13 protein-coding genes are annotated in these 15,352 nt (G+C 66.8%); 9 read left to right on the forward strand and 4 right to left on the reverse strand.

The window, feature by feature from the left end; all coding sequences use genetic code 11:
- Nucleotides 1-6: 6 nt before the first annotated feature.
- Both ON04_RS07020 and ON04_RS07025 read right to left on the reverse strand, forming a co-directional pair.
- Nucleotides 7-774 (reverse strand): DUF8017 domain-containing protein, encoded by a 768-nt coding sequence (locus ON04_RS07020; RefSeq protein ID WP_238529254.1) that lies wholly within the window; start codon nt 772-774, stop codon nt 7-9.
- A gap of 7 nt (nt 775-781) precedes the next feature.
- Complete coding sequence (locus ON04_RS07025; protein ID WP_010540892.1) at nt 782-1,258, reverse strand: SRPBCC family protein; 477 nt, start codon at nt 1,256-1,258, stop codon at nt 782-784.
- A gap of 284 nt (nt 1,259-1,542) precedes the next feature.
- Here ON04_RS07025 and groL point away from each other — a divergent pair, with 284 nt between their 5' ends.
- From groL to ON04_RS07040, 5 genes are all read left to right on the forward strand, one after another.
- A complete protein-coding gene (groL, locus tag ON04_RS07030) occupies nt 1,543-3,165 on the forward strand; it encodes a chaperonin GroEL (protein ID WP_010540893.1) in 1,623 nt (540 codons plus the stop codon).
- Between the two features lie 343 nt (nt 3,166-3,508).
- On the forward strand, nt 3,509-3,673 hold the full coding sequence (locus ON04_RS16695) for a hypothetical protein (RefSeq protein ID WP_158217829.1): 165 nt from the start codon (nt 3,509-3,511) through the stop codon (nt 3,671-3,673).
- Between the two features lie 169 nt (nt 3,674-3,842).
- Nucleotides 3,843-3,989: a hypothetical protein gene (locus tag ON04_RS16700; RefSeq protein ID WP_158217830.1), complete on the forward strand. Its 147-nt coding sequence runs from the start codon at nt 3,843-3,845 to the stop codon at nt 3,987-3,989.
- Between the two features lie 362 nt (nt 3,990-4,351).
- Nucleotides 4,352-5,467 (forward strand): alpha/beta hydrolase, encoded by a 1,116-nt coding sequence (locus tag ON04_RS07035; RefSeq protein ID WP_010540894.1) that lies wholly within the window; start codon nt 4,352-4,354, stop codon nt 5,465-5,467.
- 141 nt (nt 5,468-5,608) lie between these two features.
- A complete protein-coding gene (locus ON04_RS07040) occupies nt 5,609-6,538 on the forward strand; it encodes an alpha/beta fold hydrolase (RefSeq protein ID WP_010540895.1) in 930 nt (309 codons plus the stop codon).
- Here ON04_RS07040 and ON04_RS07045 read toward each other — a convergent pair.
- Nucleotides 6,498-8,675, reverse strand: a complete 2,178-nt coding sequence (locus ON04_RS07045) for a prolyl oligopeptidase family serine peptidase (protein WP_010540896.1) — start codon at nt 8,673-8,675, stop codon at nt 6,498-6,500. The two genes, ON04_RS07040 and ON04_RS07045, sit on opposite strands and share 41 nt — an antisense overlap.
- A gap of 167 nt (nt 8,676-8,842) precedes the next feature.
- On the opposite strand from ON04_RS07045, the gene ON04_RS16825 reads away from it, so the two are divergent.
- Both ON04_RS16825 and lpdA read left to right on the forward strand, forming a co-directional pair.
- Nucleotides 8,843-8,995 carry a hypothetical protein gene (locus ON04_RS16825; RefSeq protein WP_193350596.1) on the forward strand — a complete coding sequence of 51 codons (153 nt, stop codon included), beginning with the start codon at nt 8,843-8,845 and terminating at the stop codon, nt 8,993-8,995.
- A 75-nt stretch (nt 8,996-9,070) separates the two neighbouring features.
- Nucleotides 9,071-10,510 (forward strand): dihydrolipoyl dehydrogenase, encoded by a 1,440-nt coding sequence (gene lpdA / locus ON04_RS07050; protein WP_193350597.1) that lies wholly within the window; start codon nt 9,071-9,073, stop codon nt 10,508-10,510.
- 394 nt (nt 10,511-10,904) lie between these two features.
- On the opposite strand, the gene ON04_RS07055 is transcribed toward lpdA, so the two are convergent.
- The gene (locus ON04_RS07055) at nt 10,905-11,693 is read right to left on the reverse strand and encodes a hypothetical protein (protein WP_010540898.1); all 789 of its coding nucleotides are present in this window, start codon (nt 11,691-11,693) and stop codon (nt 10,905-10,907) included.
- A 234-nt stretch (nt 11,694-11,927) separates the two neighbouring features.
- On the opposite strand from ON04_RS07055, the gene ON04_RS07060 reads away from it, so the two are divergent.
- Entirely contained in the window at nt 11,928-12,656 is a 729-nt protein-coding gene (locus ON04_RS07060; protein ID WP_029457954.1) for an HAD family hydrolase, read from the forward strand.
- Nucleotides 12,653-15,154 carry a glycoside hydrolase family 65 protein gene (locus ON04_RS07065; protein ID WP_010540900.1) on the forward strand — a complete coding sequence of 834 codons (2,502 nt, stop codon included), beginning with the start codon at nt 12,653-12,655 and terminating at the stop codon, nt 15,152-15,154. The genes ON04_RS07060 and ON04_RS07065 overlap by 4 nt, the downstream gene beginning before the upstream one ends.
- Nucleotides 15,155-15,352: the final 198 nt, after the last annotated feature.

A 15,352-nucleotide genomic window follows, 5' to 3' on the forward strand; every position in this document is an offset into this window, starting at 1 on the left:
CGGGCGTCAGACCGAGTTCTCGTAGCGCAGCGATGCCACCACGGCATCGATCGTTTCTGTGGGTTGAGTCCCGTCCTCACCCTCGTCGGCCATGAGTACGAACACCAGGGACGCCGGTGCACCGTCCGGGCCCCGCGTCGATACCGCGATGGTGTCGAACCGGATTACCGGCGGCGTACAGACGTTGCGAGGAGGGCGCACCTCGCCCCGCAGTGTGACGTGCCAGGCCGGCACCCCCGAAACCCCGATGCTGGTGGCCTCGGGCACCGGCACGTCGGCGCCGGACTCCGTGAACCTGCGATCGATCGAGTCGGCCATCGCCCGCGACGCGGACTCCGCCTGCTCGCGCGCGTCACCGGGAAGTGCGGAGTGGCTGATACCCACGAGGGTCCGGAAACTCAGCCCCGATGACGGGCAGTAGCCGCGATCGGCGATCGCGTTGGCCGTGGTGACGTAACCGGAACCCCAGTCTGAGCCACCGTCGTGTGGGTTGTCGGGGTCGCCGTACGGATCGCCCACCTCCCAGTCCGGAGGAACCGAATACACGAGCCCGTGGGAGCTCCGGACGTCCTTCCAGTCCACGGGCGGCGGCCCCGAGGCCAGGGTGGGGCCGGGCTCCTCACGGGGTGCCTGGCGGGGTCCCTCCTCGTCCCGGGACAGCAGTGCGCAGCCCGCGGATGACACCATGAGCGAACCCACGACGAGCATCGCGGCGGCCGCACGACCCGCAGGGCGCCGTGCGGCTCGGGATGTGCGGGGTGGGGCCGCAGCCATGGAGGTCTCAGCCCCGCTCGATCAGCGTCTTGATGCGCTGCAGGGACAGGGACACGCCCTCGCCCATCTCAGCGGTGAAGGACGTCTGCCCGCCGAAGAGCTTGTCGGTGAGGACCTTGGACACCGTGCTCAACCCGGCGGGGACCTCACGGCGCTCGGTCAGCTTGGTCCTGGCGCCCGGCAGCGCCTCCAGTTCGAAGACCCAGACGGTCCCGTTCTCGGAGATCTGGTTACCGAACCGGCGGCCTGGCTCGAACTCCACGACGCGGCTCGTGGTGGGCCAGAACAGCGGTCCTCGTCTGTTGATGTTGAGGGCCCGCGTTCCCTTGGTGGTACGGCCGCCGAGGGCGATGACCTTGACCGCCTGACTGCTCCACTGGGTGGCGTTGCGGACTTCTGAGATGACCTCCCAGACCCGCGCCGGCGGGGCGTCGATCTCGATCGAGCTCTCGATGGCTCCTGCGGTGGCGGGTTCGGTTGTCATTGACGGCCTTTCGACGGGGTCTGCTGCGATCGCGTCTTGATGGTAGGGCAGGGCTTCGCGCGGTGAGGGGCGTTCGCCTCCCGCGAACACGGGCCCCGACCCTTTGCACTCGACGGGGGCGAGTGCTAGAAAAGCGATTGGCACTCGGCTACCCTGAGTGCCAGTAAGAACCTGAACTGAGGTCGCAAGGTGAGGCGCGGATCCGACACGGTCCGCACCGTCCGTCGCGGGCGCCGATGCCGACCACATGCGTGTCACCCCATACCCGGAGGATGATTCACCAAATGGCAAAGATGATCGCGTTCGACGAAGAGGCTCGGCGCGGCCTGGAGAGCGGTCTCAACCAGCTCGCAGACGCCGTCAAGGTCACGCTCGGGCCCAAGGGCCGCAACGTCGTGCTGGAGAAGAAGTGGGGAGCCCCCACGATCACCAACGACGGTGTCTCCATCGCCAAGGAGATCGAGCTCGAGGAGCCGTACGAGAAGATCGGCGCCGAGCTTGTCAAGGAGGTCGCCAAGAAGACTGACGATGTCGCTGGCGACGGAACCACCACCGCCACCGTTCTGGCCCAGGCGCTCGTTCGCGAGGGCCTGCGCAACGTCGCCGCCGGTGCCAACCCCATGGGCATCAAGCGCGGCATCGAGAAGGCCGTCGAGGCCGTCACCAAGCACCTGATCGACTCCGCCACGGAGATCGAGACCAAGGAGCAGATCGCAGCCACGGCAGGTATCTCGGCCGGCGACCCCGCCATCGGCGAGCTCATCGCCCAGGCCATGGACAAGGTCGGCAAGGAGGGCGTGATCACGGTCGAGGAGTCCCAGACCTTCGGTCTGGACCTCGAGCTCACCGAGGGCATGCGCTTCGACAAGGGCTACATCTCGCAGTACTTCATGACGGATCCGGAGCGCCAGGAGGCGGTCATGGAGGATCCGTACGTCCTGCTGGTCTCCGGCAAGGTCTCCACCGTCAAGGACCTGCTCCCGTTGCTCGAGAAGGTCATCGGCGAGAACAAGTCGCTGCTGATCCTCGCCGAGGACGTCGAGGGCGAGGCGCTGTCGACCCTGGTCGTCAACAAGATTCGCGGCACCTTCAAGTCCGTCGCCGTCAAGGCCCCGGGCTTCGGTGACCGCCGCAAGGCCATGCTGCAGGACATCGCGATCCTCACCGGTGGTCAGGTCATCTCTGAGGAGGTCGGACTCTCGCTCGAGACCGCCGACATCTCCATGCTGGGCAAGGCTCGCAAGGTCGTCGTGACCAAGGACGAGACCACCATCGTCGAGGGTGCGGGCGACCAGGGGCAGATCGAGGGTCGGGTCAACCAGATCCGTGCCGAGATCGAGAACTCTGACTCGGATTACGATCGCGAGAAGCTCCAGGAGCGTCTCGCCAAGCTGGCCGGCGGCGTCGCCGTGATCAAGGCGGGCGCGGCCACCGAGGTCGAGCTCAAGGAGCGCAAGCACCGCATCGAGGACGCCGTGCGTAACGCCAAGGCGGCCGTCGAAGAGGGCATCGTCGCCGGTGGCGGCGTTGCGCTCGTCAAGTCCGAGGCTGCGATCGACGGACTCTCGCTCGAGGGCGAGGAGGCGACCGGTGCGAAGATCGTCAAGTTCGCACTCAGCGCTCCGCTCAAGCAGATCGCCCTCAACGCGGGTCTGGAGCCGGGCGTCGTGGCCGAAAAGGTCCGCAACCTCCCCGGTGCCGAGGGGCTCAACGCGGCCACCGGCGAGTACCAGGACCTGCTCGAGGCCGGTATCAACGACCCGGTCAAGGTGACCCGCTCCGCGCTGCAGAACGCCGCGTCGATCGCCGCGCTGTTCCTCACCACCGAGGCCGTGGTGGCCGACAAGCCCGAGCCTGCCGGGCAGGCCATGCCGGGTGGCGACGAGATGGGCGGCATGGGCTTCTGATCTGAGCTCATCCCTGCACGCGGCTGTGGCCCGCACCGGAAAATCTGGTGCGGGCCACGGCCGTTTCTGTTTCCCAGGGCGGCCAGCTTCGGGGGCGCCGGACAGTTGAAACTCGCCCACGGCTCGTGATGGGAAAAATATTGCGTCAAGTCGTCGCATTAATAAGACTTCTTAACGGCATGTGGTTTAAAGTGATTCAAGGCACACACCCGAAGTCGGGTGTCTGACTGGCGCGAAAGGTGACTCACTGAGTCGCAGGTCACGATTGACTGGGCGGCGGCTTAGGCTATCCTTACCACTGGCCCCACGAGGTGGGGCGACATCACATCCAAGGGAGAAATACATGCCTGACTTCGGGAAGATTGCCGGCCTGCTCGGCAACGTGAAGAGCATCTTCGACTTCATCGCGGGGACCACGGGGTCGCTCGCAGGATTCGGCACCGACAAGGGTGCGCCCGCGATCATTGAGGGGCTGCTCGGCGGTTCCTCTGCCGCGGACCCGGTCTAAGCGTCGTCCTGCTGACGCGCTACTGACGGCGGGGCTCTCCGCACGCCGGTAGCTGCGCGGCCCGCTGTGTGGCCGCCTGCAACATCAACCGACTCGGATCGGCTTGTCACTCTCTCGCACTTCCTCGGCGGCTAAGAGCCTCCGGGGCACTTTCTCAAAGGAGATCATCATGGGTTCTGAAGCACTGGGCGCAGTTGCTGCCCTCAGCAAGCTCGGCGGCGACTTTGTCGGCGCGCTGGCGGCCGGCGCGAAGGCTGCCGCCTACTTCATCGGTGGCGGCTTCGCTGCCGACATGGCCACCGGCTTCATGAAGTGATCTGAGCCGCATAGCGCGGTGGTCGAGGGCGTCGGAGAGGTTCCGGCGCCCTCGACGTCTATTTAGGGCGGTACCTTTGTGGCCCGGATATGGGAATATGCTCATAACCGTAACGCTTCGGCGTTGATGGTCGATAATGTTGACGTGAGCCGCAATGGTTGGCTCTGCGGTTTCCGCCGGGCTGCCCTGTTGTGGGATCCTCGGAGCCGTACCCTGCGGACGTAGGTATCGGTCTCGTGGGCACTCTCATTAAATGAGAGTGCCTAGTGGGGCTTGTGTGACTGCTGGGAATTGGGTTAACTTTCATCTGAAGGTCTGCCCTGGTCTGTCTGTGAACATCGAGAAGGTAAGGCGTCGGAAATATGCGTTCAGTGAAGCGATTCGGCACGAAGGTCGCCGCTGCGGCCGTTGCCGCGGCCATGGTCCCCGTCGTCGCCACCGGCACGGCACAGGCCCAGGGCGGCACGATTCAGTACAACAAGGCCAAGCCGGAGAACAAGATCGTCGAGACCAAGCTCCCCGACGGTCGCCTGATCGTGTCGGTGTGGTCGGACAAGATGGGCGCCGAGGTTCCCAACATCGTCCAGGCGCCGCGCGACGGCAACGCCAAGGCCCCGGTGCTCTACCTGGTCAACGGCGCCGGCGGCGGCGAGGATTCCGCTACCTGGCAGGCGCAGTCCGACGTCAAGGCGTTCATGGGAGATAAGAACGCCTGGACGGTGACCCCAATCGGCGGTGCCTTCTCTTACTACACCGACTGGTGGAACCACGATTCAGGTGTCCAGACGCGTTACGCTAAAGACACGGATAAGCCGATGGCGTTCGAGACGTACCTGGCCAAGGAGCTGCCGGCTCTGTTTGAGAGCACGTACGGCGGCAACACCGGCAATGCGCGAGGCCGAAGCCTCGCCGCCATCTCGATGACTGCCACCTCGGTCCTGACCATTGCGCAGAAGAACCCGGGCGTATTTGACGCGATCGGCTCCTACTCGGGCTGCGCGGAGACCTCCACTCCGATCGGCCACGAGTTCATCAACATCGTCACCGGCATGCGCGGCGGCGCGGACCTCAACAACATGTGGGGTCCCTTCCCGGGCGAGCCCAAGGTGGGGACCAACAGCTGGTTCGATAATGATCCCGTCTGGGGCGCCTTCCGCTTCAAGGACCAGATGGATCGGGGCGAGAAGATCCCGGCCATGTTCATCTCCACCGGCAACGGCCTGCCCGGGCCGCACGAGTCGCTCGAAAACTGGCGCCTTAAGAACAGCGTCCCGGCGCTGGCCAACCAGGCGATTGTTGGCGGCATTATCGAGGCGGCTACCCAGTACTGCACCGCCAACCTCGCCCGCCGGTTCGGCGAGCTGGGTATTCCGGCCACCTTCGACTTCGCGCCCAACGGCACCCACTCGTGGGGCTACTGGGAGGACGACCTCAAGCAGTCCTGGCCGATGATGGCCAACGCTATGGGCGCTCGCTAGAGAGTCAACTGATTACCTGACGCAGGTGCCGCGCCCGGCGCCCGCTCAGTCACTGACCCCGCTCCACCTCCGAGAGGTGGGGCGGGGTCAGTCGTCGGGGCTGATGTCGCCGAACGGAGCGTAGTCCGGCATTCTGTACACATGACCAAGATCGATGATCACCACCGGATCGAGCTCCGCCACCCCGACGGCAGCACCAGCCCGCTGCTGATCGTCGAGACCGCGCAGCGGGACTCGCACAGACCCGCGGTCTTGGTGGTTCCCGGCATCGCCGTCGGGGCTCGCTACTACCTCCCGCTGGCTCGAGCGCTGGCGGCCGAGGGCATGGACGTGGCGATCACTGAACTTCGCGGACAGGGCGAGAGCACCCACCGCATCGGGCGTGGTGGGGGGCCGGCGGGTTACCACGAGAGCGCAGCCGAGGATATCCCGCTGGCGCTGGACGCGATGGAACGTCACCTCGGTCCGCGGGACGTGCTGCTGCTGGGTCACAGCATGGGCGCGCAGTTGAGCGTCTATCACCTGGCCAGGCAGGATCCGCGGGTGGTGGGGTTGGTGGCCGTGGCATCGCAGTCGCCCTTCCACCGGGGCTTCGGGGCGCAGATGGGCCGCAGGCTCCGCGTTGGGTCGATCGTCATGCCGGCGATCGGCCGGCTGACGGGGGCGGTGCCGGGCCAGTTCTTCGGTGCGGACGGCAAGGTCCCCGCCAGCCGTGTCCGCGACTGGGCCAGGCTCGCGGCGACCGGCGTCATGCAGCCGGCGCGCGCGGACCTGAACTATCCGGCAACGCTCGCGCAGGTCACGGTGCCGGCATTAGCGGTGGTGATCACGGGCGACGACCTCGCTCCCGAGAGCGCCGCCCGCAACCTCCTCGACCTGCTCCCGGCCGCCCACACGACGCTCGAGATCGAACCCGAACCCCTTGGCCACAACTCGTGGGCGCGCCAACCCGCCGAGATCGTCGCCCGGGTGGTGTCCTGGATCGACCGGGATGTGGTCACCCGTCGCGCCACGGGCGAGTCCGGGGTACTCAACCCTGATCGGGACGACGACGAGGAAGCCGTCTCCTGAAGAATTCGTAGGTGAGCACGGCCTTTCGCGCCTCCTGTGAGTTGTCGGCGGCGCCGGCGTGGCCGCCCTCCACGTTCTCGTAATAGGCGACCTCGTGCCCGGCGGCCTCCAAGGCGGCTGTCATCTTGCGCGCGTGGCCGGGGTGCACCCTGTCGTCCCGTGTCGAGGTGGTCATGAGCACCGGCGGATAGCGCACCTCCGACGCGGGCCGGATGTTCTGGTACGGCGAGTACGCACCCAGGAAGTCGTCCCAGTCGGCGGAGTCAGGGTCGCCGTATTCGGCCATCCACGACGCGCCCGCCAGCAGCAGGTGATAGCGCTTCATGTCCAACAGTGGAACCGCGATCGCCAGGGCACCGAACAGCTCCGGGTAGCGGGTGAGCATCACGCCCATGAGCAGTCCGCCGTTCGACCCGCCGGTCGCGCCCAGTTGGTCGCGGGTGGTGATGCCGGTGTCCACGAGGGCTCGGGCAACGGCCGCGAAGTCCTCGAACGCGCGCGGCCGCTTCTCGCGCAGCGCGGCCCGGTGCCAGGCCGGACCGTACTCGCCACCGCCGCGGATGCCGGCCACCACGTAGACGCCGCCCTCCTCGAGCCACAGTGCCCCGCGTAGTGCCGCGTACGCCGGACGCATGGACACCTCGAACCCGCCGTAGCCGTAGAGGATTGTCGGCCTAGGCCCGTGCGGGCCGGGTCCACGCATGACCGTGTACGGAACCTGCGTGCCGTCGTCGCTGGTGGCGGTATGGCGCGAGACCTCGATGCCCGAGGTGTCGAACCGGTGCGGGGTCGACCCGAGAGTCGTGGTGGTGCCGTCGGCCCGGAGCAGAACCAGCGAGGGCGGGACCACCGGCCCGGAGACCGCGAGCACGGCGTCGTCCGGGTGGGGGCGATCGCCGGCCGGCGCGGAGTTGGCGCTCTCGTCGTCGTCGTTGTGGGCTTCGTGGGCGCCGGAGAGGCGGTCGCACGAGAGCACGTCCACGGAGACGTGTGCGGGCAGTCCCTCGACGGCCAGAGGCGCCCAGTCCCCGTCGCCGGCGGCAGGGATCGTATAGGCCTCGAGGACGGACTCGGTGTCCCGGAGGATCGTCAGCAGGATCCGACCGCGGCCCCACGTGATGTCCTCCACGGTCGTGGACGGGGTGGGGGAGAACAGGACCACCGGCCGGGGCAGTCGGCTGGGCTCGGAGTCAACGGCCGCCCACGGCACCACGGGGACCGAGCCGCCAGCGTGCGTGCGCCCCTCGATCTCCATCTCTGTTCGCGGGCGCAGGAGTAGCCAGTCGCCGCACGAGCTGACGGTGCAGTCGTCGGGGACGGGGAGGGGGAGCGGCTCGGACGAGGTGGGGTCCGCCCCCAGGGGCCAGAACATCTCCTGCGAGGTGTGGAAGTCGGGCGCCCGGGTGGCCAGGAACCTTCCCGTCTCCGGGTCGTGGGAGCAGCCCACCGCCACGTCGTCGGTGCGCCCGGCGAACAGGACCGGGGCCTGCGCCGGATCGGTGCCCCGACTCCACAGGCGCACGGTCCGCGCGTAGCCGGAGTCGGTGGCGTCGGAACCGTCAGCCTCGAGCGGGGCGGTCAGCAGGACGGTGTCGTGGTCCACCCACGACACCGAACACTTGGCCTCGGCCAGGCGGAACCCGCCTTCGGATGGCGGTACGAACCCGCCGGTGGTCAGATCGAACTCACGGATCTCCACGGCGTCCGCACCCCCGCGGGAGAGCCGGATGAGGACCCGGTCGTCGGCGGGGCGCCGGACCACGGTGCCCGCGTACACCCAGTTCGTGTCCTCCTCGGCGGCGAGGGCGTCCACATCGAGGAGCGTCTCCCACGCGGGATGGTTTATCGGCGGAGCGCCCTCGGAGAGCACCGACCAGGACACGCGACGCCACAGCCCACGGGGGTGATCGCCGTCGCGCCACAGGGTGTAGGCGTAGCGGCCTCGCAGGACGGGCCACGCGATCCGGTCAGTGGCGTCCAGGATCTGCAACGCCCGCTCGTGCATCGCCTCCGGGCGGGCGCCCACGGTCAGCGCCGCGAGCGTGCCCTCCCCTCGCGAGCGAACCCAGGCCATGGCCTCCTCGCCGTCGACTTCTTCCAGGTGCAGGTACGGGTCGATGCTCACGGTTTCCGTCATGCTCCTGATGATGCCGTGACCAAGGTTTCAGGCCGGTGGCGGGCCCAAATGTCCACAGGCTCTTGTTACGTAGCCGTGTCGCCAGTAACATCAACCCTAAGTACGGGTCGACTGACCCGGCCATTCCCGGCAAATCAGGGAATGCACTCGATAAACGGAGATACATAATGGGTTCCATCACCAACCTTCTCGGCGGCAGCTCCTCGACCGAGTCCCTCGGCGGCGGCAGTTCGACCGATAAGATCACCGATCAGATCGCCGAGACCATTGGTGACCTCGTCGCGACCGCCCTCAAGACGGTCCTGGGCAACCTGTCCTGATCGCCTCTCGCGCGACGCCCTCGCCGCTTCCTCCACACGGAGGGGGCGGCGAGGGTCATTTTCGGGTGCGATTCGATGCCGCAACGTGTGCCTGAGCGGCGGGATGCGCCTACCCTGAGAGTCGTGGCTGACACTCATTATGACCTCATCGTCCTCGGCGCGGGCCCCGGTGGCTACGTCGCCGCGATCCGCGCCTCACAGCTCGGCCTCAAAGTGGCCGTTGTCGAGGATAAATACTGGGGCGGCGTATGCCTCAACGTGGGTTGTATCCCCTCCAAGGCTCTCCTGCGCAACGCGGAGCTGGCCCACACCGTCCTGCGTGACGGCAAGACGTTCGGCATCTCCGGCGACGTCTCGTTCGACTTCGGCGCAGCGTTCGACCGCAGTCGCAAGGTCTCGGAAGGCATCGTCAAGGGCGTTCACTTCCTCATGAAGAAGAACAAGATCACGGAGATCGACGGCTACGGCACGTTTGTCGACTCCAAGAAGATCGAGGTAGACGGCACGGAGTACACGTTCGACAACTGCATCATCGCCACCGGATCCGTGGTCAAGACGCTGCCTGGTATCGAGCTGAGCGAGAACGTCGTGAGCTACGAGGAGCAGATCCTCTCGCGGGACCTGCCGAAGTCGATCGTGATCGTGGGCGCCGGTGCGATCGGCATGGAGTTCGCCTACATCATGGCCAACTACGACGTGGACGTGACGATCGTCGAGTTCATGGATCGCCTCTTGCCGAACGAGGACGAGGACGTCTCCAAGGAGATGGTCAAGCATTACAAGAAGCTGGGCATAAAGCTCCTGACTGGCCATAAGACGACCAAGGTTACCGACAACGGCGACTCGGTCGAGGTACAGATCGAGAAGAACGACGGCGGGGACTCCCAGACCCTGACCGTCGACAAGGTGCTCATGGCCGTGGGCTTCGCGCCGCGCGTCGAGGGCGTCGGCCTGGAGAACGCCGGTGTCGAGCTCACCGAGCGTGGCGCGATCGACATCGACGACCACATGCGCACCAACGTTGACGGCATCTACGCGATCGGCGACGTGACCGCCAAGCTGCAGCTCGCGCACGTCGCGGAAGCGCAGGGCGTGGTGGCGGCCGAGACCATGGCCGGAGCTGACACCCAGACGCTCGGCGACTACCGGATGATGCCGCGTGCCACGTTCTGCCAGCCGCAGGTCGCCTCGTTCGGCCTGACCGAGAAGCAGGCTCGCGACGAGGGCTACGACGTGAAGGTCGCCAAGTTCCCGTTCTCCGCCAACGGCAAGGCCCACGGACTCGGCCACGCGGTCGGCTTCGTCAAGGTCATCGCCGACTCCACGCACGGTGAGCTGCTGGGTGCCCACCTCATCGGCCCGGACGTGTCGGAGCTGCTGCCGGAGCTGACGCTGGCCCAGATGTGGGACCTCACCGCCGAGGACATCGGTCGCAACGTGCACACGCACCCGACGCTGTCCGAGGCCATGAAGGAAGCCGTCCACGGCATCGCCGGCCACATGATCAACCTGTAGCTCGCGGCGAGCCCGGCCCGGTGCACGTGGCGCGCCGGGCCGACGGGCCGACGGGCTCTCGCCAGCTGCCCAATGTGCGAACACCCCACCGAGAGCATTCCGCGCACTTGCTTCTACAAGTGAGTGCGCGGAATGCTCCCGGCGCTTGTGGCGCTTGTGGCATTGGCGGACTGAGGGCGACCGAACAGTCAGGCATCGCAACCCGGCCGACTTATGCTGCGTCGCGGGGATGCGCTGCCTGTGTGGACCACTGTGGGCGCGTAACCCTCAATTATCCGTGCACGCTGCCAGCGCGAGCCGATGGGGCAGCGTAACCGGCGGCAGTTGCGCTGGCAGGCGGACCGGGCAGGCCCGAGCGGCGCCCCCGAACGAATCGGAGGCCGCCGCACCCTGGTCACTCCGCGTTGACGATCTTCTCCATCTGAGCGGTGTAGATCGCATCAAGAGCACCGGCCGCGGTCGGGATCACCGGGTCCGCTTCCGGGTTATCGCCACGGGCCGCGTACTCGACGCTCACCGTGGTGTCACGAGAGAAACCGTGGAGGGCGACGGCCCGGCTCATCGTCCGGCTGCCGTCCGGCTGCGTGGTGATGAAGTCGCTGATCACCCGGAAACCCTGGACGCCGTCGACCGGCGGCGCGTCCTCGACCCTCATGACGAGCTCGACGTTCGGATTGGCCGCGCTGGGGGAGGTGGTGCAGGCCTCGTAGAGCGAGCGGTCCATGAAATCGTCGAGCTTCTGACCGACCATGCCGATGCCGAAGCGGTGCTCCGTCTCGTCCTCTTCGGACTGCTTGTACCGGACCGCGGCCGTCACGCCGTCCTCGGTCGCGTGATTGGAGACGGTCTCCAGGCGAGCGACCTTGTCACACGCCTCGTTCTCCATCAGCTTCCGGTTCTGATCCGCGACCAGCTTGTCGACGTTCTCCTTCAGGAGCGGCGGATCGATCACCTGCACGACGCCTCCGCCGGGGGCCTCGCCCTCGCTCAGGATGAGCTCCTGGACAGGCGCCTGAGGGGCTGAAGCGTCGGGTGCCTCGGCCGTCTCCGAGCTTGAGGTGTCGTCCGCGGCGGTGTCGGTGGCAGTGTCATCGTCTGACGAGCAGGCCGTGAGAGCGGCCGCGGTGAACAGTGCGAGGCCGGCGATCGCGGCACAGCGGGGGGTGCGGGTGCGGAGTCGCATCTCTCTCCTTATAGATCAGGGTCACTGATCATAGTGCCACCGCGCACCGTCGATCTGCGCATTGCACCCTGCGTGTGGCGTCAGGTCGTACCGGATCCGTAGCCTCGGCGGGTAACTGACACGGGGGGCCCCGGTGTGGCCGTGAAGACGTCGAATCGTCCCGTGTGTGGCTACCCTTGGTGCGGCATCGGATGAGCCCGATCGGCCCCGACCCCGGAAGCAGGACTTTCAAACATGGACCATAGCGGAGTAGACGCCGTGCTCTTCGACCTTGATGGGGTTATCACCCCGACGGCCGAGAAGCACATGCAGGCGTGGAACCGGATGTTCACCGCATACTTCGCGGAGCGCGGTATCGAACCGTACTCCGACGACGACTACTTCCGTTACATAGACGGCAAGCCACGCGTCGAGGGCATCGCGTCGATGCTCGCCGCGCGGGGGATCGTGTTGGAGAACGGCGACGACGACGACGACGCCACCGCCGACACGGTGAACGGACTCGGGCAACGCAAGAACGTCATCTTCCGGGAGCTCCTCGCCGAGGGGATCGAGGCCTACGCCGGCTCGGTCGACTACCTGGACGCCCTGGACGCCGCCGGCATCGCGTCCTGCATCGTGTCGAGCTCGAAGAACGCCGTCCCGGTGCTCAAGGCGGCGGGACTGCGGGACAGGTTCGAGGTGATCGTCGATGGGCTGGTGGCGGCCGCGGAGGAGATCCCCGGTAAGCCGCAGCCCGACACGTATCTGCGGGGCGCCGAACTGCTCGGAGTGCCCGCGGAGCGCTGCGTGGTGATTGAGGACGCCGTCTCGGGTGTGCAGGCCGGAGCTGCCGGCGGGTTCGCCCGGGTCGTGGGCGTGGACCGCGGTGCCGGAAGACAGACACTCCTTGACGAGGGGGCGGACATCGTCGTCGTCGACCTCGCCGAGCTCATCAGCGGACTGAACGGAGAACGGTCGTGACCCCAGTACCACCGGGCACCGGCCGCGGGCCCGTCCACGACACCGTCGGGCAATCCGTCCCCGGCAACATGCGCACGACCTATGGCGTCAACCTCAGAAGTCACCTCGAGGTGCCGGAGATCAACCGCTCCACCCACCCCGCCGACGCGTGGCGTTGGGTCGAGACCAATCCCACGGCATCGCCGCTCGGTGTCTCCGAAACGCAGTTCGCCGTGGCGAACGGCTACCTCGGCATGCGCGGGAACCCGGAAGAGGGCCGCGATTCCAAGCATCACGGCACCTTTGTGAACGGCTTCCACGAGACGTGGCACATCCGGCACGCCGAGGACGCCTACGGTCTCGCACGCGAGGGCCAGACCATGATCCAGGCTCCGGACACCAAGACGATCCGCATCTATGTCGACGACGAACCGCTCCGCCTGAGCGTGGCCGACCTCGAGCACTACGAGCGCAGCATTGACTTTCGCGACGGGATCCTGCGCCGCGAAGTCGTCTGGCGTACCCCCGCCGGCAAAAAGGTCGTTATCCGGTCGAGCCGGATGGTGTCCATGGTGGAGAAGCACCTCGCGGTGATGACGTACGAGATTGAGCTTCCCGACGAGTCCGCGCCCGTCGTGATCTCCTCCGAAATCCTCAACCGGCAGGACGGGGAGGACGAGTTCCACTCCTCCGACGACCCGCCCGCCGGGTTCGACCCACGCCGCTCCGACGGCCTCGACCACCGCGTCCTGCAACCCGAGACGCTGGAGGGGGAACGCAGCTACCAGGCGCACGGTTACCGCTGCACCAACTCCGGTATGACCATCGGTGTGGCGGTGGACCACCAGGTCGAGACCGTCTGTGATGTGCACATGAATTATGACGCGACCGACGACGCGTCCAAGGTCGTCTACCACGCCCATGTCACACCCGGCCGGGTCGTGCGGTTGACCAAGATGGCCGCATACCATACGTCGGGCCAGGTCCCGGCCGCTGAACTGGTCGAACGCTGCTCGCGCACCTTGGCCCGGGCTCGCGACCGCGGCCTTGAGGAGCTGCACGCGACCCAGCGTGCCTGGTTCGACAACTTCTGGGACCGCGCGGACGTGGAGGTGGACGGGCCGGTCGAGACCCAGCAGGCCATCCGCTTCAACCTCTTCCAGTTGGCCCAGGCGTCCGCGCGTGCGGAGTATTCCGGGATCGCGGCCAAGGGCGTGACCGGCAGCGGCTACTCCGGGCACTACTTCTGGGACACCGAGACCTATGTCCTGCCGTTCCTGACTTACACGATGCCCCGGTTCGCCCGGAACGCCCTCCGATTCCGCTACTCGATGCTCGATAAGGCCCGTGAACGCGCGCGCTTCCTGTCTGTGAAGGGCGCTCTGTACCCGTGGCGCACCATCAACGGCGAGGAGGCGTCCGCGTACTACGAGGCTGGTACCGCGCAGTACCACATCAACGCGGACATTGCGCACGCCATGGTCAAGTACGTGTGGGCCACCGGCGACCAGGAATTTATGGTCCGCGAGGGCGTGGATGTGCTGGTCGAGACTGCACGAATGTGGCTTTCGCTCGGCTTCTTCACCACAGACGACCGCTTCAACATCCACGGTGTCACCGGACCCGATGAGTACACCACCGTCGTGGACAACAACCTCTTCACCAATGCCATGGCGCGCTTCAACCTCGTGGCTGCCGCGATCGCCTGCAAGCGCATCGCCGAGCTGAACGACGGCCGGTGGGAGGGCATCTGCCGACGACTGGGGATCGACGACGGCGAGATCGCCGACTGGAAGCGCGCCGCCAAGGGCATGGTGATCGCGTACGACGAGGAGCTGGGTGTCCACCCGCAGGACGAGGACTTCCTCGCCAAAGAGGTCTGGGATCAGGACCTCGACGACCCGCGCCGCCCACTGCTCCTGCACTTCCACCCGCTGGTCATCTACCGGCACCAGGTCCTCAAGCAGGCCGACGTGGTACTGGCGATGTTCCTGCGCGGTGACGAGTTCACCGAGGAGCAGAAGCGCGCCAACTTCGAGTACTACGACCCGTTGACCACCGGTGACTCCACGCTTTCCGCGGTCGTGCAGTCGATCATCGCCGCGGAGATCGGCTACTGCGACGAGGCGTTCGAACACTTTTCCAAGGCGCTTGTGGTGGACCTGGCCGACGTTCACGGCAATGCCGCGGACGGCATCCACGTCGCCTCCACCGGCGGTGTCTGGTCAGCCCTCGTGAGCGGCTTCGGCGGGATGCGCGACTATAGCGGTGACATCTCCTTCGACCCGCGGGTGCCCGCAGAGTGGGGTGCGTTGACGTTCCGGCTCACCGTCCGCGGAACGCACGTGAAGATCCGCTGCACGCACACGGAGATCGAGATCGACAATCTCAACGGCGCCGACTTCGCGTGCACGGTGCAGGGGATTCCGGTCATGGTGCCGGCGGGCGAAACCGTCAGCACGTCGCTCGACGACCGGGCTCGGGCCTGTCTCTCCACCGCTGGGCTCGAGATTTCCTGATCCGCAGGGGCGGCGGGGTCGGCTAGTGCGGCCCCGCCGCCCGCCACCCGCCACCCGCCGCTCGGTTTGCGCTGCCTGTCTGCCCACTCCGTGCACCTCGCCAGCGCATCCCGCCCCGCTTACCCTGCCAGCCCGACCACTCCGTCCACACCGCCAGCGCATCCCGCCCCGCTTACGCTGCCAGCCCGACCACTCCGT

It is taken from the genome of Dietzia alimentaria 72 (genome assembly GCF_000226215.1).
GTDB lineage: Bacteria > Actinomycetota > Actinomycetes > Mycobacteriales > Mycobacteriaceae > Dietzia > Dietzia alimentaria.

Coding starts and splice junctions, on each gene's coding strand:
- ON04_RS07040 (WP_010540895.1), top strand. CDS start 5,609: ATGACCAAGATCGATGATCACCACCGGATCGAGCTCCGCCACCCCGAC.
- ON04_RS16700 (WP_158217830.1), top strand. CDS start 3,843: ATGGGTTCTGAAGCACTGGGCGCAGTTGCTGCCCTCAGCAAGCTCGGC.
- ON04_RS07055 (WP_010540898.1), bottom strand. CDS start 11,693: ATGCGACTCCGCACCCGCACCCCCCGCTGTGCCGCGATCGCCGGCCTC.
- ON04_RS07025 (WP_010540892.1), bottom strand. CDS start 1,258: ATGACAACCGAACCCGCCACCGCAGGAGCCATCGAGAGCTCGATCGAG.
- ON04_RS16695 (WP_158217829.1), top strand. CDS start 3,509: ATGCCTGACTTCGGGAAGATTGCCGGCCTGCTCGGCAACGTGAAGAGC.
- ON04_RS16825 (WP_193350596.1), top strand. CDS start 8,843: ATGGGTTCCATCACCAACCTTCTCGGCGGCAGCTCCTCGACCGAGTCC.
- groL (WP_010540893.1), top strand. CDS start 1,543: ATGGCAAAGATGATCGCGTTCGACGAAGAGGCTCGGCGCGGCCTGGAG.
- ON04_RS07060 (WP_029457954.1), top strand. CDS start 11,928: ATGGACCATAGCGGAGTAGACGCCGTGCTCTTCGACCTTGATGGGGTT.
- ON04_RS07035 (WP_010540894.1), top strand. CDS start 4,352: ATGCGTTCAGTGAAGCGATTCGGCACGAAGGTCGCCGCTGCGGCCGTT.
- ON04_RS07045 (WP_010540896.1), bottom strand. CDS start 8,675: ATGACGGAAACCGTGAGCATCGACCCGTACCTGCACCTGGAAGAAGTC.
- lpdA (WP_193350597.1), top strand. CDS start 9,071: ATGCCGCAACGTGTGCCTGAGCGGCGGGATGCGCCTACCCTGAGAGTC.
- ON04_RS07020 (WP_238529254.1), bottom strand. CDS start 774: ATGGCTGCGGCCCCACCCCGCACATCCCGAGCCGCACGGCGCCCTGCG.